Origin of the sequence: Plantactinospora sp. CA-294935 (assembly GCF_050936445.1) — a bacterium.
In the GTDB taxonomy this organism is placed as follows: Bacteria; Actinomycetota; Actinomycetes; order Mycobacteriales; family Micromonosporaceae; genus Plantactinospora.
This window is the reverse complement of record NZ_JBNJMU010000001.1, coordinates 1308850-1327008: the sequence shown is the minus strand read 5'-3', so window position 1 is coordinate 1327008 and position 18159 is coordinate 1308850. Positions and strand designations below refer to the sequence as shown.

Here is an 18159-nt window from a genome sequence, read left to right as displayed (position 1 = left end):
CGGAGCGCGTCGGTCAGCCGAAGCGGCCGGTGATGTAGTCCTCGGTCTTCTTCACGCTCGGGTTGCTGAAGATCTTCTGGGTGTCGTCGTACTCGATGAGCCGACCGGGGTCGCCGGTGCGCTCGATGGAGAAGAAGGCCGTCCGGTCGGAGACCCGGGCCGCCTGCTGCATGTTGTGCGTGACGATGATGATCGTGTAGCGGTCCTTCAGCTTGAACATCAGGTCCTCGATCGCCAGCGTGGAGATCGGGTCCAACGCCGAGCAGGGCTCGTCCATCAGCACCACCTGCGGCTCGACCGCGATGGTCCGGGCGATGCAGAGCCGCTGCTGCTGCCCGCCGGACAGCCCCGCGCCGGGCTTGCCGAGCCGGTCCTTGACCTCGTCCCAGAGGTTCGCCGAGCGCAGCGCCCGCTCGGCCGCGTCCTCCAGGACCGACTTGCGGCGTACGCCGTTGAGCCGCAGCCCGGCGACCACGTTTTCGAAGATCGACATGGTGGGGAACGGGTTCGGCCGCTGGAAGACCATCCCGATCATCCGGCGGACCGCGGTCACGTCCACGTCCCGCTCGTAGATGTTCTGGTCGTCGATGGTGAGCTTGCCGTCGACCCGGGCGCCCGGCAGCACCTCGTGCATCCGGTTGATGGTGCGCAGGAACGTCGACTTGCCGCAGCCCGAGGGTCCGATGAGCGCGGTGACGGTCTTCGGTTCGACGGTGAGGTTGATGTCCTCGATCGCCTTGAACGAGCCGTAGTACGCGGTGACGCTGGTCGCGTCGATTCGCTTGGCCATGATCATTCCTTCGGGGTTATCGGCTGAACCGGTTGCGGCGGGCCAGCAGTTTCGCCGCGATCGTCAGGATCAGCACGAGGGCGACGAGGGTGAGTGCCGCGGCCCAGGCGCGGGCCGGCGCGTACCGGGAGGCGTCCCCGGCCTGCTGGTAGACGAAGAGCGCCAGCGACGACTGGTTGTTCTCGAACGGGTTGAAGTTGATCGCGGCGCCACCCCCGGCGACCAGCAGCACCGGCGCGGTCTCCCCGGCCGCCCGGGCGACCGAGAGCATGACGCCGGTGACGATGCCGGGCAGGGCGGTGGGGAGCACGATCCGCAGGATCGTCTTCCACTTCGGGATGCCGAGTGCGTACGAACCCTCGCGCAGCGGCGCCGGCACCAGCCGGAGCATCTCCTCGGTGGACCGGACGATGGTGGGCAGCATCAACACGCTCAACGCGAGCGAGGCGGCGAAGCCGGAATAGCCCGGCCGCCCGTCGTTGAAGTACGGCGACACGATCAGGATCCAGAAGGCCAGTACGAAGAGGCCGGCGACGATCGACGGGATGCCGGTCATCACGTCCACGAAGAACCGGATGGTGAAGGCGAACCGGCCCCGGCCGTACTCGACGATGTAGACGGCGCAGGCGATGCCGAGCGGCACGGTGATCAGGGTGGCGACGCCGACCTGCTCCAGCGTGCCGACGATCGCGTGGTACGCACCGCCGTTCGGGTCCCGGGCCCCGATGTTGTTCATCGAGGTGCCGAAGAAGTTGCCGTCCAGCCGCTCGACACCCTTGCTGACCAGCGTCCAGGTGACCGAGGCCAGCGGCAGCAGGGCGAGTACGAAGGCGGAGTGGATCAGCGCGCTCCAGGTGCGGTTGCGGGCCTGCCGCCGTCCCTCCACCACGCTGCTGGCGACGAAGAGGCCGACCAGGTAGAAGACCACCGCGAGGGCGACGACCAGGGCGGCGCCGCCGATCCCGGCGCCGTAGACCAGCGCGGCGGAGAGCACCACGGCGGCGGCCGCGATGCCGAGGCTCGCCACCACCGGGAGTTTCCGGGCACGCAGTTGTGGGCTCTGCCCCGGCGCGGCCGAGGGGGGTGCGGTCATCGTTGTCGTCATGCTGCGGACTCCGTGAACTCCCGGCGCCGGTAGATGATGGCCCGCGCGGTGATGTTGACGATCAGCGTGATCGAGAAGAGCACCAGGCCGGAGGCGATCAGCGCGCCCCGACCGACGTCGTTGGCCTCGCCGAACGCGTTCGCGATGTTGGCGGCGACGGTGTTGCCGCCGTTTTCGATGATGTTGAACGAGATGTTCGAGACGATGCCGAGGGTCATCGCCAGGGCGATGGTCTCGCCGAGCGCCCGGCCCAGGCCGAGCATGGTGGCGCCGATGACGCCGGGGCGCCCGTACGGCAGCACCGCCGTCCGGATCATCTCCCACTTGGTGGCGCCGAGCGCGAGCGCGGCCTCCTCGTTGGCGGTCGGGGTCTGCCGGAACACCTCGCGGGAGAGCGAGGTGATGATCGGCAGCACCATGATGGCCAGCACCAGCGAGCCGAGCAGGATCGACCGGCCGAACGGCCCGTCACCGCCGAAGATCGGGATCCAGCCGAAGTACTTGTTCAGCCAGACCGAGAACTCCTGGACCGGACCGTAGAAGAAGTCCCGGCCCCAGAGCCCGAAGACCACGCTCGGCACCGCGGCCAGCAGGTCGATCAGGAAGCCGAGCGCGGTGCCGACCCGGCGGGGCGCGTAGTGCGACAGGTAGAGCGCGATGCCCAGCGCCACCGGTACGGCCAGCAGCAGCGCCAGGACCGACGTGAGTACGGTGCCGAAGGCCAGGGCGCCGATGCCGAACCTCGGCTGTGCCTCGTTGGGGAACCAACCCTCGAAGGTGAAGAAGTTGGCGGTGTTGGCGTTGAGTGCCGGTACGGCCTTGGCGATCAGGAAGATCGCGATCGCCACGATGATGACCAGCACCATCGTGCCGGCGGCCATGGTGAAGCCCTGGAAGAGGCGCTCGGCGCCGAAGGCCCGTCGCCGGGGCAGCGCCCCGCCGCCGCCCAGGCCGGTGCCGCCGCCGCTGCCGTCGCCTCCGCGCCAGCCGGCTCCGTCCGGAGCGCGGTCCGCGGGTGTCACTGGTACGTCGACCGACAGCGCGGCACCGGCGGACCCGGTGTGACCAATGGTCACCCGAGGTCCGCCGGTGCCGGCGTTGGCCGAGCGGTCTGGGGTGTCGCCCATCTGCTCGCTCGCTCCGTTGACGAAGTTATGAGGATGATCTATTTGGAGATCAGGCGAGAGCCTTGACCGACGCCTCGACCTTGGCGCGGACCGTCTCCGGCAGCGGGGCGTAGCCCAGCTCGGTCAGGTCGGCCTGCCCCTCGGTGCTGGCGGCGTAGCTCAGGAAGCCCTTGACCAGCGCCAGCTTGTCGGCGGCGAGGCCCTTGGAGCAGACGATCTCGTAGGTCACCAGGACGATCGGGTACGCCCCGGCCTCCTTGGTGTTGAAGTCGATCGACATCTTCAGGTCTTCGCCCTGGCCGGTGACCTGCGCACCGGCGATGGTCTTACCGGCCGACTCGGGGGTCAGCTCGGCGTACTCGCCGGCCCCGTTGCCGATCTTGGCCATCTTGAGGCCGCCGTTCTCGGCGTACGACATCTCGACGTAGCTGATGCTGCCCTTGGCCTGCTTGACCGCGCTGGCCACGCCGTCCGACTTGGCCGCACCGGTGCCGCCCGGCGCCTTCCAGGCCTTGCCCTTGCCGAAGGTCCAGTCGGCCTCGGCGGTCTTGGCCAGGAAGTCGGTGAAGTTGTCCGTGGTGCCCGACTCGTCCGAGCGGTGCACGGTCTGGATCGTGGTCGACGGCAGGGTCGCACCCGGGTTGTCAGCCTTGATCGCGGCGTCGTCCCACTTGGTGACCTTGCCCGCGAAGATCTTGGCGAGGGTGGCCGGCTTGAGCTGGAGGTTGTCCAGGCCGTCCACGTTGTAGACGACCGCGACCGGACCGATCACCATCGGCAGGTGGATGGCCTTGCCGCCGGGGCACTTGGCGTCGGCCTTCGGCTGCTCGTCGTCCTTGAGGGCCGAGTCCGAGCCGGCAAAGTCCGCGGTGCCGGCGATGAAGGCCTGGATGCCCGCACCGGAACCGCTCGGTTCGTAGTTGATGGTCGAGCCGGTGCACTTCTGCTGGTATGCCTTACGCCACTCGTCGACCGCGTTCTTCTGCGCCGACGAACCCTGGGCGTTGATCGTGCCCGTGGCGCAGTCGGCCGCCGCGGAGGACCCGGAAGCCGATGGCTCGGTGGGCTCGTTATTGTCCGAGCCGCACGCGCTGACTGCCAGTGCCGTGGCCAGAGCGAGACAGGCAATGGTGCCGTGCCGCTGGAGCTTCACCTGAAAGGTTCCCTTCACCTTGTACGAAGCAAGCCCGGGGCGCCGCCCCGGGAGCCGACTGGTGGTCGGCTAGTAGGGAAGTTAGGAGCGCCAGGTAGCCGGTTCGCCGGTCGTGAGTGAACGCAGGGTGAACAGGGAGAGCCGGCTGGGTGGCCGGATCCTGAGGGTAAGATGTCCGTTCCGTGAACCGTGGGACCGGTGCGACATCTAGGGCTATTAGCGCGGTTCGTGACCCGCCCGGGCCAACCGGACGGCCGGTGGCCGGTGCTCCGTACGGACGGTGTGGGTCGGCCGCCGGGACGGTGCCGGTCCCCCGTACGGTCGCCGCCGGACGGCCGCGCGGGGTGCCGGCCGTCCACTCCGGAGGGACGGCCGGGTCAGGCCGGGTGCTGCACCGACTCCGGTGACCGGCGGTACCGCACGTGCCGCAGCCAGTTCGCGAAGCCGAGCCGGGTGTACAGCGCCATCGCGCCGGTGTTGGACTCGTCGACGTAGAGCATCACCCGGGTCAGCCCCCGGTCGCGCAGGTGGTGCAGGCCGGCCAGGGTGAGCGCCCGGCCGAGCCCGAGCCCGTGGCTGTCCGGGTCGACACCGAGCACGTACACCTCGCCGATCGGCGCGGTCCCCGTTGCCCGGGCGGCCGGTTCCGGCCCGCCGTGCGCCTCGGTCCGCCCGCCGTGCGCCTCGGTCCGCCCGCCGTGCGCCTCGGTCCGCCCGCCGTGCACCTTGGTCCAGTGGAAGCCGAGCAGCCGTCCCGACGACTCCTCGACGGCAAGCAGGAAGCCGGCCGGGTCGAACCACGGCTCGGCGAGGCGCAGCCGCAGGTCGGCCAGGTCCCAGCGGCCCTGCTCCGGATGGCTGGCGAAGGCGTGCCGGTTGACCGCCAGCCACGCCTCGTCGTCGCTGCCGGGCCGGAACGCCCGCAGCGCGACCCCGGCCGGCAGCTTCGGTTCGGGCAGCGGGTCCCGCAGCGAGCGGCGCAGTTGCCACAGCACCCGGGACCGGTGCAGCCCCAGGTCGAGAGCGAGCGCGGCGGCCGAGGGATGGTCGCTGTGCGCCCAGACCAGCAGCGCGCCGGTTCCGGGTACCCGGTCCAGCGCCGCCGCGACCAGCGCCCGGCCGAGCCCCTGCCGGCGCCACATCGGATGTACGACGAGTTCGGCCGAGACCTCGGCCGTCCCGTCCAGCGGTTCCAGGTATGCGTAGCCGACCACCGCCCCGGCCGGGCCCCGGACGAGCAGATGGGTGACGGGGCTCGCCTCGGCCTGCCGGAGGCGCAGCGTCACGTGCTCGGAGAGCGGGTCGGCGCCGTCGGCGGCACCCGCCACACCGGCCAGGGTGAGTACCGCCTCGACCTCGTCCGGCGCGAGCCTGTCAAGGCTGGTCACCCGCGACTCCGCCGGCTGTTCGGTGGTCATCTGCTCACCGTAGCCCGCGCCGTGCCGGTGCCGGCCGGCCGGAGGCTCAGGACCGCACCGGCGGCCCGGCCGGCGGAGTTCCGGCCGGCGGCTCTGCACCGGGCGGGGGCGCCGGCTGTCCGGGCGAGGGCGCCGCGCCGCCCGGCTGGCCCTGCGTCGGCGTGCCGCCCTGGGGCGTGCTGGCGGGCGGCGTGCCGATCGGCGGTGGGCCGGTCGGCAGCGCGGCGAGGGCGTACTGCCGGGCGAGATCGGGCAGCAGCCATTCGAGCGCGATCACCGTGCCCTGCCGGTTGCCGCCGGCGTCGTGCAGCAGCACGATCGCTCCGGGCGCGACCCCGGCACTCACCCGCGCCGCGATGGCACCGGCACCGGGACGGGTCCAGTCCTTCGGGTCCACCGCCCAGTGCAGCGAGGTCATGCCCAACTGCCGGGCCACCGCGACGACGGTGGAGGTCCACGCCCCGCCGGGCTGCCGGAAATACCCGATCCGCGCGTCCGGCACGGCGGCCCGGATCGCCTCGTTGGTGCGTACCAGGTCGGCCCGGATGCTGGCGCTGGGCCGGCTGCCCAGCCCGACGTCGTGCCGCCAGGAGTGGTTGCACAGGGTGTGCCCCTCCGCCACGATCTCCCGGACCAGTTCCGGGTACTCCTGGGCGTTCTCGCCGACCAGGCAGAAGGTGGCCTTGACGTGGTACTCGCGCAGCACGGCCAGGGTCTGCGGGGTGTACCGGGGATCGGGGCCGTCGTCGAAGGTGAGCGCCACGTAGCGGGCGCCGGTGCTGACCCGGGCGCCGTACGGTCCGTCCTGCTCGGGTGGCAACTGCGGCTCGTACGGCTGGGTCCGGTCCGGATCGGCCGGACCAGGCTGCGGCGTGCCGCCGGGCGGCGTGCTGGCCGACGGTGCCGGAAGCCCCGGAGCGTCCGGCACCTCGGCCGGTCCGCCGTGCTGGCCCGGGTCGGCCCGTCCCTCGGCCGGCCCGCCGGCCCAGTCTGCCGACCGCTGGCCCGGTTCCCCGTCCGACTGCGGATCGGTCTGGTGCCGGGCCCGGTTCTCGGGCGGGGCCAGTGCCCCGCCGGGCCGGCCGAGGGTGTGGCCGAGCGCATACGCGCCGCCGAGTACGGCGACGGTGACCAGCGTGGCGACCGTGAGCATGTGGGTGCGGGACATGGTCGGCATCAGCGGACCGCCCCGGGGGAATCCGCCCGTCCCGCACCGAAAACCACCGTGGGAACCACTGATGCCACCTCTGCCTCCTCCGGACGTTTCCGGTCAAGGCTACGTACCTATTGCCCGAATTCTCATGGTTTCTCGCATTTGTTGCGAGCCGCCCTTCGGGTCCGTACGCCAGAAGGCCACCCGGCACAACCGGGTGGCCTTCGTGGTCGAGGTCGGACGTCTCCGTCAGACGGGCAGCGGCACGCTCTCCGACTCGGGCAGCGGCCGGGACGGCGGGGTGACGAACTTGTAGCCCACCTGCCGGACGGTGCCGATCATCGACTCGTACTCCGAGCCGAGCTTGGCCCGCAGCCGACGTACGTGCACGTCGACGGTGCGGGTGCCGCCGAAGTAGTCGTAGCCCCAGACCTCGCGGAGCAACTGGTCCCGGGTGAAGACCCGGCCCGGGTGCTGGGCGAGGAACTTGAGCAGCTCGAACTCCTTGTAGGTCAGGTCGAGCGGCCGACCCTTCAGCTTGGCGGCGTAGGTGTCGGGGTCGATGGTCAGCTCGCCGGCCCGGATCAGCCCGCCGGCCGCCGCGGTCGCGTTGCTGAGTCGGCCGACCGCGAGTCGCAGCCGGGCCTCCACCTCGGCCGGACCGGCGCTGGCCAGGATCACGTCGTCGACGCCCCAGTCCGCGTTCAGGGCGATCAGACCGGCCTCGGTCACCACCGCGACCAGCGGCACACCGAGCCCGGTGGCGTGCAGCATCCGGCAGGTCGCCCGGGCCTCGCTCAGTTCCGAGCGGGCGTCGACGAGTACGGCGTCCGGGCTCGGCCCGGAGACGAGGGTGCGGACATCGCGCGGGGCGGTACGCACCGAGTGGGGGAGCAGGTCGAGGGCCGGCAGCACGACGGACGGTTCGCCTGCGCGCGCGGTCACCAGCAGCAGGATCTCCACACATCACCTCCGTCCCGGCGGCACCTGGGGCGCCGCGCGGTGGCCAGCGGCCTCGGGCGGGGACTCCGGACCGCTGGGGGGTTGGGGTAGTCCCGGCGTCACTGACGGGCAGGTAAGGCTCAACCTTATCGGAACTTCCGCCGGACGCTCTCACACGTTCGGTTCATCGGTTGTGTGATCGGTCATTACCGGCAGGTTTCCCGGATCGTGTTCCGGTTCGGGGACGTCGGGCCCGGCGCGTCGGTGGTCGGTCTGGCACGATCGGGGCGTGTACCCCTCGACGCCACCGGAGACCGGCCGCGACTCCTGGCCGGAGAACCGCCCCGGTCCGGCCGGCCCGCACCGCGCCCCGGACCCGCGCGGTCGCCCCGCCGGGCCGGACGCCCGCAGCCCCTTCGACGGCCCGCGCGTGCCGGACGGTCCGCGCGTGCCGGACGGTCCCCGGCACGGTGACGGAGGCAGGTCCGGCGACGGTCCCCGGAACCCGGACGGCCACCGCGCCGGCGCCCGGGTCACGGACGGCTCGCGCCAGGGCAGCGAGGTGGACCCCGAGGAACTCGACGGCGAGGAGGAACTGCCGCCGGTACCGGTCCGCCGGCTGCTCTCGGTGGCGATCGCCGGCTTCGCCGGACTGCTCGGCGTCGGGCTGATCTTCGGGGCGCAGACCGCCGGGCCTGGCGCCCGGCTGCCGTTCGCCGTGGTCGTCTTCGGGGTGCAGTTGCTCTTCGTCCTCGCCTGGACCATGGCGATGCGCCCGCCGGCCCTGCTGCTGGTGGGCGGGGTCGCGGTGGCGGTCGCGGCCGCCGCCGATGCGGCCGCCGTGCTGCCGCAGATCGCCGCGCTCGCCCCCCTCGGGTACGTGGCCGCGGGCGGCTTCCTCGTCGGGGTGCTCGGGCAGCTCGTCCGCCGGGCGGACCGGGCCCGGGTGACCGAGTCGCTCGGCGCCACCCTGTTCATCGTGGTCGGCGTGGTCGCCTTCGGCACCCTGATCGTGCTCAGCCGGATCCCGAAGGGTACCCAGGCGATCTTCGTCTGCCTGACCGCGGCGGCGGTGGCGCTGACCGTCGCCCGGGTGACCGACGCGGTGCTGCCCTGGCCGCGTCTGGCCCCACAGGTGCCACGCGGTGCCGCCGGTGTGGTGATCGGGGCGATGCTCGGCACCCTCGCCGCGGGCATCCTCGGCAGCTACCTGGTGGCGTTCACCCCGACCAGCGGTGCGATGGTCGGACTGGTCGCCGCGGCTGCGGCGGCCCTGGCCGACCTGGGGGTTGGCTACGGCGAGGCGGGTCGGCAGATGGCCGGCGAACCGCCGACGATGTGGGTCGCCCGGCACATGCAGGGACCACTCGGCGGCTTCGCGTTGGCCGCACCGGCCGCGTATGCGATGAGCGTCTTCTTCCTCTGAGCAGGGGGCGGCACCGGAGCGGAGTCACGCCTCCCGCCACCCGACCGGGCGGCGTACCTCGACGGTTGGAGATGTGCCCGTTCGGGTAGATAGTGGTGCCGACGACGGTGGTAGGCGGGTGCGACGGCACCGGATCTGGGGGGCGGCGTGGCGGACAGCTATCCGGCAGACGGCGGGACGTACGGCGAACGGCCCCGCCGGCGCAGGGGGCGTCGGGCGCTCGTCATCCTGGTGATCCTGCTCCTGGTGCTGGCCGGGCTGCTGGTGGTGGCCGACCGGGTCGCCGCCGGGGTCGCCGAGCGGGTCGTCGCGGACCAGATCGACCAGGAGATCTCCCGGCAGAACGTGCAGTCCTCCGCTCCCGAGGTGACGGTCGGCGGCTTCCCGTTCCTGACCCAGGTGCTCGGCGGCCGGTACGACTCGATCAAGGTCGTGCTCCGCGACGTGCAGGGGCCGGTGCAGGGCACCGACGCCGCGGTGAAGGTGCCGGAGCTGACCGTCGACGCGCGGGACGTGACCGCGTCGCTCGACACGCTCCGATCCGGCCAGGGCGAGGTCACCGCGAAGACGGTCCAGGGCACCGGGACCGTCGCGTACGACAGCGTGGTGGCGTTGATCGACCGGCCGGGAGTCCAACTGCGCGAGCAGGACGGCAAGCTCGCCGTGACCGCGCCGGTCCGGGTGCCGATCGTGGAGCAGGAGCTGACCGTGCAGGGCACCGCGAACGTCTCCGTCGACGGCGACGACATCGTGGTCACCTTCGACCGGCTCACCTCCGCCGACCTGCCGGACAATCCGGTGATCCAGACCTTCGTCAACAACTTCGCCCGGCAGCTCTCGGTCCGGGTGCCGTTGCCGCCGCTGCCGTTCGCGCTGCAACTGCACGAGGTACGGCCACTGCCGACCGGACTGGCCGTCACAGCCAGCGCCCGGGACGTGGCGTTGAGCGAGGTTAGCTGATCAGGGCGGCCGGATCCGGGGTCGCGCGATCCCGGATCGTGGTTGGTCCTGTGTGACGAGTCCGTCGCGCTGGTAGGCTCCCGGTTCATGGGGACGCTCCTCACCAAACGGCGCGCGGTCGACCTGTGCCGCGTGGCCACCTGCCTGTGTCGCCCCGTCATCTGACGGCGGGGCTGTTCTGCGTACCCTCTGAGTCCTTCCCCCCTCACGCCCGGCAGCGGCGCCGTCGCACGTACCCGTGATCCCTACCTGTCCATGGGTCCCGCGCGTGAGATGCGACAACAACATCGGTCGACCTCCACGCGCAGGCTCACACAAATCCTCACCAAGGAGTGATCTGATGAGTCGCGACACCGCACTCGTCTCGGCCGACTGGGCCGAGAAGAACCTCGCCACTCCCGGCGTGGTCTTCGTCGAGGTCGACGAGGACACCACCGCGTACGACGGCGGGCACATCGCCGGTGCGATCAAGCTCGACTGGAAGACCGACCTCCAGGACCCGGTACGTCGGGACTTCGTGAACAAGGCGCAGTTCGAGGCGCTGCTCTCCGAGCGCGGCATCTCCAACGACGACGTCGTGGTGCTCTACGGCGGCAACAACAACTGGTTCGCCGCCTACGCGTACTGGTACTTCAAGCTCTACGGGCACCGCGACGTCAAGCTGCTCGACGGCGGCCGCAAGAAGTGGGAGCTGGACGCCCGTCCGCTCGTCACCGACCAGGTCTCCCGCCCCGCCACGCAGTACACCGCGCAGGAGCCGGACCTGTCGATCCGGGCCTTCCGCGACGAGGCGGTCGCCGCGATCGGCAGCAAGAACCTGGTCGACGTGCGCTCCCCCGACGAGTACGCCGGCCGGCTGCTCGCCCCGGCGCACCTGCCGCAGGAGCAGGCGCAGCGGGCCGGGCACATCCCGACCGCGATCGGCGTGCCGTGGTCGAAGGCTGCCAACGAGGACGGCACCTTCAAGTCCGACGACGACCTGCGCAGGATCTACGGCGAGGCGGGGCTGGACGGCAGCAAGGACACCATCGCCTACTGCCGGATCGGCGAGCGCTCCTCGCACACCTGGTTCGTGCTCAAGGAGCTGCTCGGGCACCAGAACGTGAAGAACTACGACGGATCCTGGACCGAGTACGGCTCGCTGGTGGGCGTGCCGGTGGCGCTCGGCGACGAGCCGGGGGAGGCGTGAGCACCATGACCGCTCCGATCGCCGCCGGCTGCGCGGCGCCCGACCAGGCGGCTCCGCTGCCGGCGAGCCTGGACCTGGAGAAGGAAACCGTCATCACCGGGATCGTCAGCGCCGAGAACGGCGAGGCCGTTCCCGGGGCGTACGTCCGGCTGCTCGACTCCACCGGCGAGTTCACCGCCGAGGTGGTCACCTCGCCGGCCGGGCAGTTCCGGTTCTTCGCCGCACCGGGCACCTGGACGCTGCGGGCGCTCTCCCGGCACGGCAACGGCGACCTCTCGGTCACCGCCGGCCGGGGCATCAACGAGGTGGCCGTCACCGTCGCCTGATTCCCCGCACCACCGCTGACAGCACGCAGGGGTCCCGCCGATCCGCTCCGATCGCGGGACCTCTGCCTGTGCCGACGTGCCCCCGGGGCGTACGACGGTCGAGGTGTGCGACGGGCCGGAGCGGGAACCCGCAGGGCCGGGAAACGGGCTGAACGGTCGATGGGGGACGTCATGCCGGAGAACTCGGCCGAGACCACCACGGTGGGCGAGTTTCTGCTCTGCCGGCTGCACGACCTCGGGGTACGGCACATCTTCGGGCTGCCCGGCGACTACAACATGGAGTTCCTCGACCAGGTGGAGGCGTTTCCGGACATCGAGTGGGTCGGAAGCTGCAACGAGGTGAACGCGGCGTACGCCGCCGACGGGTACGCCCGGCTGGCCGGCATCTCCGCGATCGTCACCACCTTCGGCCCCGGCGAGCTGTCCGTGGTCAACGGCCTGGCCGGCGCGATGGCCGAGTCGGTGCCGATCGTCTCGATCGTCGGCGGCCCGACGACGGAGATCATGGACCGGCGGGCCGCCATGCACCACTCGCTCGGGGACGGCGACTTCGACCGGTGGGTCCGGGTCGCCCGGGAGGTGACGGTCGCGCAGGCCACCCTCACCGCCGGCAACGCCACCGTGGAGATCGACCGGGTGCTGCGGGAGTGCTGGACCCAGCAGCGCCCGGTCTACCTGCGGCTGCCCGGAGACGTCGCCCGGCAGCCGGTCCCGAAGCCGCCCCGGCGGTTCGACCGGCCGGCTCAGGTCAACGCTCCCGAGCAGCTCGACGCCTTCGACGCCGCCGCCCAGCGGCTGCTGAACGGCGCCACCTGCCCGGCCCTGCTGGTCGGCAACCTGGCCGTCCGGTACGGCCTCGGCGCCGAGATCGCCGCGCTGCTCGCCGACCGGCACTGGCCGGCCGCCACCCAGGGCCTCGGCCGGGGGCTGGTCGACGAGACCGGCCCGAACTACGTCGGCGTCTACAACGGCGGGGACAGCGTCGAGCCGGTGCGGCGGATCATCGAGGAGGCCGACGTGCTGGTCTGCGTCGGTACCAAGTTCTTCGACTGGGACGGGCTGTTCACCGCCGACCTGGATCCGGCCCGGATCATCTCGATCGGCCGACGGGCGAGTTCGGTGGGCGGGCGGCTCTTCGAACCGGTCGCCCCGGCCGCCGCGCTGGCCCGGCTGCACACCATCGGGCCGGTCCGCGCCGTCGACTGGGCGACCGCGCCCGATCCGGGCCGGCCGCCGGCAGCGCGGCTCGACCCGGCCGGCAACGCGCCGATCACCCAGGCCCGGCTCTGGCCGGCGATCTCGGCGATGCTTGCCGAAGGTGACATCGTGGTGCCGGAGACCGGTACGCCGTCGTTCGGGGTCGCGTCGATCCGGCTGCCGAGGAGCGCGGTCTGCGTACAGGCGCCGCTGTGGGGGGGCGATCGGGTACGCCGTACCGGCCGCGTTCGGGGCGGGGACGGCGGCACCGGAGCGGCGGGTCGTGCTGATCACCGGGGACGGTTCGCTGCAACTGACCGCCCAGGAGATCAGCCGGATGATCGCCACCGGTCAGCGACCGCTCATCTTCGTGCTCAACAACGCCGGCTACACGGTGGAGCGGGCCGTCGACGGGCGGCACCAGCCGTACAACGACATCGACAACTGGCGGTACACCGACCTACCAGGCGTCTTCACCCGGCAGGTAGCGGTCGACTCGCACCTGGTCAGTACCGAGGGGGAGTTGGCCCGGGTACTGGCCGGGCTGGGCGGCGTACCGGATCGGCCGACCGTGGTAGAGGTGATCCTCGACCGGCTGGACCTGCCGGTCGGGATGCCGCAGTGGGGCCGGGAGACGACGGCGATCGACTACCAGACGACGCTGGGCGAGGAACCCCGGCTCTCCTGGCGGGGCCCGCCGGACCAATGATCCCGATCACTCTGGCACGTGCACCCGGCACCCCGTACGCCCGAGTCGGGCGGTGACCGGCCGCCTAGGATGCCGGGCGGCGAGGTCGAGGAGCTGCCGGGTCGGGTCGAGGGGCTCGGCGGGCGGCACCGGCTGCTGCGGTACCCGGATCGGGAAATCCGGAGACGCCGGCAGACTGCGGTGCAGGGTGCCGGCGAGCTGGCGTAGGCAGTTCGCGACCGCCTCGGAGAGGCTGCGGTCGAGCGGAACCGTGGCGGGATCGAGCGGGGCGTCCGGGGCTACGGCGGTCACCTGCCAGCGCAGCCCGTGGGCGAGCCGGGGATCGCGCCGGCGTCGTGCCGGTGATCGGCGACGGTGACCTGGAGGACGAGGCCGAGCCCGCAGACCAGCCGGGCGAGTCGGGGTAGAGGCGGCACGTCCCGGCCGGCAGCGGAGACGACGACCCGGGCGGCCGGACGGCCCCGAGCGACCGCCGCGAGGTACGCCTCGACCGGGTCACCGTCCGGATCGGACAGTGTGACGACACCGTCCAGCAGGTCCTGGTCGAGAGCGCGCCCGGTTCCGGGATCGTGCAGCTCTTCGGGACGTACCCCGAAGGTGGCCGCCCAGGTGCCGACCCGGTAGCGCTCGGGGAGCTGGACCACCGGTAGCCCGGCGGGTTCGCTGCCGACCACCCGCACCGGGGCGGCCTCCGGACGCCAGTTCAGGTGTACTACCCGGTCGGCCAGGTCGGTGACGGTGAGCACCGCCCCGTGGTGGATCCGTCGGCCACCTCGACAGGTGTGGCAGGGCAACAGCCACTCCCGGGTGCCGCTGCCCCGGCACCCGGGGCAGCGGGTGTGCGGAATCGGCGGCCCGAGCCAGCTCGGTGCCGGCGGCTCCCAGTTCCGGGCCAGCGTCGTCCGGTGCCAACGGGCAACCTGACCGGTTTCCAGTTCGGTGAGCCGCTCAGTTTCGGGCTCGGCCCGCAGCCGGGTGTGCCGCCACCGGCCGTCGCGCCATACCGCCTGGGCACCCGGTGCGTCCGCGCAGTCGCGCAGGATCCGGCGTTCGAGCTGGTCGACGTCGACCGGCTCGAAGGGAGTCGAATCCGGGTCGGGCAGCGGCGGATCGACGAAGTGGGCAGGGGCGGTCCGGCCACGTTCGGCGAAGTCGTGCCATGCGTCGGCGACGGTGGTGCGGGCGACGGCCGTGGGCAGGTCGGGGTGGCTTCCGTGCGGCTGCTCCGGCACGGCCGAGCCGGGTACCTCGAACCGGATCACCCAGCTCGGCGCGCAGGTTGCGATGGCGCGGGCCTCCACGACCAGGTCCAGGCAGAGCCGGTCGGCCAGCCGACACAGCCGGTCGAGTTGTCCGCTCAGGTCGCGTCGTCCATCGAGGCCGCGAAGGTAGCTGTCCGGGTCGACCGGGTCACGGTGGCCGAGGAAGACCAGCCACGGTGCGTACGCGCGGCGGGCCAGTGCCCGGCCTTCGAGGTCGTACCGGTCGCTGGCGGCCAGCCTGGGGTGCCAGCCGGGGTCGAGTGGCACGCTGAGCTGGCCCTCCGCGTCGGCTGGCCGGTCCGGGTCGAAGACCTCGCGGAGGGTCTCCGGCGCGGTCCCGGCACGGTCGGCCAACTCGGCGAGCAGCGGAGCGAGCGCGATCCGCCAGCCACCGCCGGGGCAGCGGGTCGGCTCGACCGATCGGGTACGACGTTCGCCGAGGCCACCGCTCCGGTTTCCGGGTCGGCGACCGTGACGACGAGTTGGGCGCGCTGCCGGCCCCGCCCCTCGCAGGTCAGGCAGGCGCGGGCCACGCTGCCCTGCCCGGCACAGACTTCGCAGTCCGGCCAGGGCAGCCCGGCCGGAAGTACCCGGTCGACCAGGAAACCGCCGTCGCCGTCCCGGCAGCGGCACTGGTCGATGGTGAACGTCGTACCGTCGCAGGTGGTACACGGGACGGCCGGTGCCGGGGCGGGCTCAGCGGTCATCGGGGTCGATCCGCCGGCAGTCGTTGATGTGCCCGGCCCGCAGTGGGCACCGGTCGCCGCCGCCGAGCGGCCGGTCGCAGAAGACCGGGTGCCGGGTTGCCGGATCGCCGGCCAGGGCGACACTTGTCTCGCCGGGGACGAGGTCGGGCAGGAAGCGCAGCGACCGGGCGAGGGTACGGGCCAGCAGTTCCGCCGCCGGCAGGTCTGTGCTGGTGATGGTGAGATGGACGACGTACCGCTGGCGGGGTTTGCCGGTTGCCGGCCCGTCGTCGGCGACGGCGGTCTCCCGGCTCATACCCGGCCCGCCCGCCGATAGTGGGCCTGCCAGTCGCGCAGGGCGGACCTGATCCGGTTGTTCTCGGTGCGCGTCCGGGCGAGCTCGGCCCGGACCTCGGCGAACTCGTCCGCGACCCGGTAGAGGAAGGTTCGCACCTCTTCCGGATCGAGTCCGCGCCGGACGCCGGAAAATCGTTGGAAGCGGATCTGGCCGGCGGTCAGCGGCGGGTAGGCGACGGGCGGATAGTGCCTGCCCGCGTTCGGTGGCCCGGTCCGGATGGTCGGCGGCGGTGAGGCCGGGACGAGGAATCGGAACAGTCTGCGCATGCGGAGCACCTTCCGACGGGTGGAGGTGGGGCGGGCCGGGACGGGCGATTCCTTCCTCTCGTTACCCGCCCCGACCTGGGGAGGAGCGCTCCTAGCTGCCACACGAGGAGTGCTCGCTGACAACTTATGTGCGGAAACGCGGACGTCAACGTCCACACCAAAAACGTCGAAGGCTTGTTCCGTGCGGTAGACCGTGATCAAATCGGAGGTGCCACGCGAGGAGTGCTATGCCTGCCCTGCCGGACTACTTCCGAATCTCGAACGCAATCATGGCCGACATCAGAGCCGGCAAGATGAAGGCTGGAGACAAGCTGCCGTCGATCGCCAAGCTGTGTGATCAGTACAAGGTCAGCCCGTCGACCATCCGGCTCGTGTTCGTGCGTCTCGAAGCGTTGGAAGTCATCGACCGGTATCAGGGCAAGGGCGTCTTCGTGACCGATCCGAAGACCTGGCTGCGGAAGCCCTGACTGCGGAAGCCCTGACTCGCACGCGCACCGTCGAGTTGCCTGCCTGTGCGTCGACGCCGGGACTGCCGATCGATCGGAACTCCGATAGTGTTTGCGCGACTACGCAGATGTGAACTCGTTCGGGGTGCGACCGTCATGATCGGAGCACGATGAGCGTCGGGGATGTAAAGGCCATGGTCCGCGAGGCTGTCCGACGGACTGTCGAAGCACGGCGGACCATCGGCGGTCTCGATGTCGAGGTGAGTGAGGTCAGCGGACTCGCCCGACAGACCGTGCACGACAGTCGCCACCCGGAAGTCGAGAGAGCCTTGACGTGCCTCCGAGAGGCGCAGCGCGAGATCGATATAACTGCTCGTCGCCTCCAGGCGAGCGCTGAGGCTGCTGACGAATATTTGATGGCGCTGGGATGAGTGACATCGGTGGTGTCGTTGCCCAGCTCCGCGTGATAACCGAGCGCCTGGACGGCTCCGCCGTGATGGCAAGCCGCGTGCAGGCGGAGACGCGCGAAGCGAACGCCCAGTTTACCGAGGCAGGCAGGGGCACGGCGCATCCTGCCATCCGCCAAGCCGTCTCCGAAAGTCGCACGGCAGATGAGAAGGCGGGCAAGGTCGCACGACTGCTCAGCGAGGCTGCGGGACATCTGGCGGCCTACATGCAGGTCATCGCGCCTGGCTCGGCCCCGTCGCGGCACAGGGCGAGCGAAGGCCCGCCGTCGGGGGAGCACCTCGTGCGGGAGGCGGAAGACAAGGGTGGCAACGTCGACCGCTTCATTCGTAGGCATGTGAAGAAGGCCGATCAGACTGAGGGGAACCTACAGAACGCCGAGACCGTGGCGACCGACGGAGTCAAGAAACTGTTTAGCATCTACAAAGGAAAGCCTGGTTCCACCGGCACCGAGACCTCGGCACCACAACCTCCGCCGATTGACCGACCTCAGGTGGAGCACCCCGCTACGGCTGTCATCATCAGCGTCGGCGCTGCCGCCGTCGGCATCAGGCGGGCCTGGGCGAAGATGAAGCAACGACGTGGGAGGAAGGCTCGTGGTGATCAAACCTGAGATGGTCGAATACATCCGAACGATGGTGCGCGGCCAGTACGCAGAGAACGACCGGCTGGAGGCGAAGCTCGACGACGAGGGATGGGACGACTTTCCGACCCTGCTCGGCATCGTCTTCTACTACGCCGTCGAACGACGATTCGGGAGCGGGGCAACGCAGGAGGAGGTCATCCGCTTCGTTGCCGAGATGCGGGCCGCCGCGCCCGCCGAGGCCGCAGCCGTGATCGACGCGAACGCGGCGGAAACGCTGGTCCGGGCGGCGCTCGACCCTGATCTCGACTCGGATGTCGAGCCGGAGATGGCCGGGGCGATTCAGGGGATGGTCGTCGTGCACGTGCTCGGCGCTCCGGAGGTCACCGACGACGACCTCGACACGTTGCTCCGGAAGTCCGAAGAGGTCGCCAGCCGACTCTGACCGGTCCCGAGAGGCTGTCGAGCTGCCCCGCCTCTGCGTCCGGTGTCGGCTTCTCGACAGCACGGCATGGGATGGGAATCGGGTCGGAGTGATGGGGCTGCTTGATCAACAATGGTGTGAGCGCGTCATATTCATGAGCATGTAACGAGCGGT

The 18159-nt window shown here is 71.2% G+C and carries 19 protein-coding genes and 1 pseudogene; 9 read left to right on the top strand and 11 right to left on the bottom strand.

Features of this window, described 5'->3' with window-relative positions; genetic code table 11:
* Nucleotides 1-13 precede the first annotated feature (13 nt).
* The 7 genes from pstB to ACQEVC_RS05980 form a co-directional block, all read right to left on the bottom strand.
* Nucleotides 14-790 carry a phosphate ABC transporter ATP-binding protein PstB gene (pstB, locus tag ACQEVC_RS06010; RefSeq protein WP_432874051.1) on the bottom strand — a complete coding sequence of 259 codons (777 nt, stop codon included), beginning with the start codon at nt 788-790 and terminating at the stop codon, nt 14-16.
* Between the two features lie 16 nt (nt 791-806).
* Nucleotides 807-1895 carry a phosphate ABC transporter permease PstA gene (pstA, locus tag ACQEVC_RS06005; RefSeq protein ID WP_432874049.1) on the bottom strand — a complete coding sequence of 363 codons (1089 nt, stop codon included), beginning with the start codon at nt 1893-1895 and terminating at the stop codon, nt 807-809.
* Nucleotides 1892-3022 (bottom strand): phosphate ABC transporter permease subunit PstC, encoded by a 1131-nt coding sequence (pstC, locus tag ACQEVC_RS06000; protein WP_346260945.1) that lies wholly within the window; start codon nt 3020-3022, stop codon nt 1892-1894. Before pstC ends, pstA begins: the two co-directional genes overlap by 4 nt.
* A 49-nt stretch (nt 3023-3071) precedes the next feature.
* On the bottom strand, nt 3072-4175 hold the full coding sequence (pstS, locus tag ACQEVC_RS05995; RefSeq protein ID WP_432891062.1) for a phosphate ABC transporter substrate-binding protein PstS: 1104 nt from the start codon (nt 4173-4175) through the stop codon (nt 3072-3074).
* 377 nt (nt 4176-4552) lie between these two features.
* A complete protein-coding gene (gene mshD / locus ACQEVC_RS05990) occupies nt 4553-5593 on the bottom strand; it encodes a mycothiol synthase (RefSeq protein WP_432874047.1) in 1041 nt (346 codons plus the stop codon).
* A 46-nt stretch (nt 5594-5639) separates the two neighbouring features.
* Entirely contained in the window at nt 5640-6761 is a 1122-nt protein-coding gene (locus ACQEVC_RS05985; protein WP_432874046.1) for a polysaccharide deacetylase family protein, read from the bottom strand.
* Between the two features lie 234 nt (nt 6762-6995).
* Nucleotides 6996-7709: a winged helix-turn-helix transcriptional regulator gene (locus ACQEVC_RS05980; protein ID WP_107257554.1), complete on the bottom strand. Its 714-nt coding sequence runs from the start codon at nt 7707-7709 to the stop codon at nt 6996-6998.
* 268 nt (nt 7710-7977) lie between these two features.
* Between ACQEVC_RS05980 and ACQEVC_RS05975 the strand changes: the two genes are divergently transcribed.
* From ACQEVC_RS05975 to ACQEVC_RS05950, 6 genes and pseudogenes are all read left to right on the top strand, one after another.
* Nucleotides 7978-9114: a hypothetical protein gene (locus ACQEVC_RS05975; protein ID WP_432874045.1), complete on the top strand. Its 1137-nt coding sequence runs from the start codon at nt 7978-7980 to the stop codon at nt 9112-9114.
* 147 nt (nt 9115-9261) lie between these two features.
* Nucleotides 9262-10074 (top strand): LmeA family phospholipid-binding protein, encoded by an 813-nt coding sequence (locus ACQEVC_RS05970; RefSeq protein WP_432874043.1) that lies wholly within the window; start codon nt 9262-9264, stop codon nt 10072-10074.
* A gap of 87 nt (nt 10075-10161) precedes the next feature.
* The gene (locus ACQEVC_RS05965) at nt 10162-10239 is read left to right on the top strand and encodes an Ms5788A family Cys-rich leader peptide (RefSeq protein ID WP_311202345.1); all 78 of its coding nucleotides are present in this window, start codon (nt 10162-10164) and stop codon (nt 10237-10239) included.
* Between the two features lie 175 nt (nt 10240-10414).
* The gene (locus tag ACQEVC_RS05960; RefSeq protein WP_432874042.1) at nt 10415-11263 is read left to right on the top strand and encodes a sulfurtransferase; all 849 of its coding nucleotides are present in this window, start codon (nt 10415-10417) and stop codon (nt 11261-11263) included.
* Between the two features lie 5 nt (nt 11264-11268).
* Complete coding sequence (locus ACQEVC_RS05955) at nt 11269-11589, top strand: DUF1416 domain-containing protein (protein WP_432874040.1); 321 nt, start codon at nt 11269-11271, stop codon at nt 11587-11589.
* A 171-nt stretch (nt 11590-11760) separates the two neighbouring features.
* Nucleotides 11761-13495, top strand: a pseudogene (locus ACQEVC_RS05950) (alpha-keto acid decarboxylase family protein).
* A gap of 6 nt (nt 13496-13501) precedes the next feature.
* Here ACQEVC_RS05950 and ACQEVC_RS05945 read toward each other — a convergent pair.
* From ACQEVC_RS05945 to ACQEVC_RS05930, 4 genes are all read right to left on the bottom strand, one after another.
* Nucleotides 13502-13786 (bottom strand): hypothetical protein, encoded by a 285-nt coding sequence (locus ACQEVC_RS05945; protein ID WP_432874038.1) that lies wholly within the window; start codon nt 13784-13786, stop codon nt 13502-13504.
* Nucleotides 13783-15111, bottom strand: a complete 1329-nt coding sequence (locus ACQEVC_RS05940; protein WP_432874037.1) for a hypothetical protein — start codon at nt 15109-15111, stop codon at nt 13783-13785. The genes ACQEVC_RS05945 and ACQEVC_RS05940 overlap by 4 nt, the downstream gene beginning before the upstream one ends.
* Nucleotides 15112-15453: 342 nt before the next feature.
* Nucleotides 15454-15759 carry a hypothetical protein gene (locus tag ACQEVC_RS05935; RefSeq protein ID WP_432874035.1) on the bottom strand — a complete coding sequence of 102 codons (306 nt, stop codon included), beginning with the start codon at nt 15757-15759 and terminating at the stop codon, nt 15454-15456.
* Complete coding sequence (locus tag ACQEVC_RS05930) at nt 15756-16067, bottom strand: DivIVA domain-containing protein (RefSeq protein WP_432874034.1); 312 nt, start codon at nt 16065-16067, stop codon at nt 15756-15758. The genes ACQEVC_RS05935 and ACQEVC_RS05930 overlap by 4 nt, the downstream gene beginning before the upstream one ends.
* A gap of 227 nt (nt 16068-16294) precedes the next feature.
* On the opposite strand from ACQEVC_RS05930, the gene ACQEVC_RS05925 reads away from it, so the two are divergent.
* The 3 genes from ACQEVC_RS05925 to ACQEVC_RS05915 all read left to right on the top strand — a co-directional run bounded on the left by ACQEVC_RS05925 (nt 16295) and on the right by ACQEVC_RS05915 (nt 18006).
* Nucleotides 16295-16534 (top strand): winged helix-turn-helix domain-containing protein, encoded by a 240-nt coding sequence (locus ACQEVC_RS05925; protein WP_432874032.1) that lies wholly within the window; start codon nt 16295-16297, stop codon nt 16532-16534.
* 406 nt (nt 16535-16940) lie between these two features.
* A complete protein-coding gene (locus tag ACQEVC_RS05920) occupies nt 16941-17591 on the top strand; it encodes a hypothetical protein (RefSeq protein WP_432874030.1) in 651 nt (216 codons plus the stop codon).
* Nucleotides 17575-18006 carry a hypothetical protein gene (locus tag ACQEVC_RS05915; protein WP_432874028.1) on the top strand — a complete coding sequence of 144 codons (432 nt, stop codon included), beginning with the start codon at nt 17575-17577 and terminating at the stop codon, nt 18004-18006. Before ACQEVC_RS05920 ends, ACQEVC_RS05915 begins: the two co-directional genes overlap by 17 nt.
* The last annotated feature ends 153 nt before the right edge of the window (nt 18007-18159 follow it).

Coding starts and splice junctions, on each gene's coding strand:
- pstB (WP_432874051.1), bottom strand. CDS start 790: ATGGCCAAGCGAATCGACGCGACCAGCGTCACCGCGTACTACGGCTCG.
- pstA (WP_432874049.1), bottom strand. CDS start 1,895: ATGACGACAACGATGACCGCACCCCCCTCGGCCGCGCCGGGGCAGAGC.
- pstC (WP_346260945.1), bottom strand. CDS start 3,022: ATGGGCGACACCCCAGACCGCTCGGCCAACGCCGGCACCGGCGGACCT.
- mshD (WP_432874047.1), bottom strand. CDS start 5,593: ATGACCACCGAACAGCCGGCGGAGTCGCGGGTGACCAGCCTTGACAGG.
- ACQEVC_RS05985 (WP_432874046.1), bottom strand. CDS start 6,761: ATGTCCCGCACCCACATGCTCACGGTCGCCACGCTGGTCACCGTCGCC.
- ACQEVC_RS05965 (WP_311202345.1), top strand. CDS start 10,162: ATGGGGACGCTCCTCACCAAACGGCGCGCGGTCGACCTGTGCCGCGTG.
- ACQEVC_RS05960 (WP_432874042.1), top strand. CDS start 10,415: ATGAGTCGCGACACCGCACTCGTCTCGGCCGACTGGGCCGAGAAGAAC.
- ACQEVC_RS05955 (WP_432874040.1), top strand. CDS start 11,269: ATGACCGCTCCGATCGCCGCCGGCTGCGCGGCGCCCGACCAGGCGGCT.
- ACQEVC_RS05935 (WP_432874035.1), bottom strand. CDS start 15,759: ATGAGCCGGGAGACCGCCGTCGCCGACGACGGGCCGGCAACCGGCAAA.
- ACQEVC_RS05930 (WP_432874034.1), bottom strand. CDS start 16,067: ATGCGCAGACTGTTCCGATTCCTCGTCCCGGCCTCACCGCCGCCGACC.
- ACQEVC_RS05925 (WP_432874032.1), top strand. CDS start 16,295: ATGCCTGCCCTGCCGGACTACTTCCGAATCTCGAACGCAATCATGGCC.
- ACQEVC_RS05920 (WP_432874030.1), top strand. CDS start 16,941: ATGAGTGACATCGGTGGTGTCGTTGCCCAGCTCCGCGTGATAACCGAG.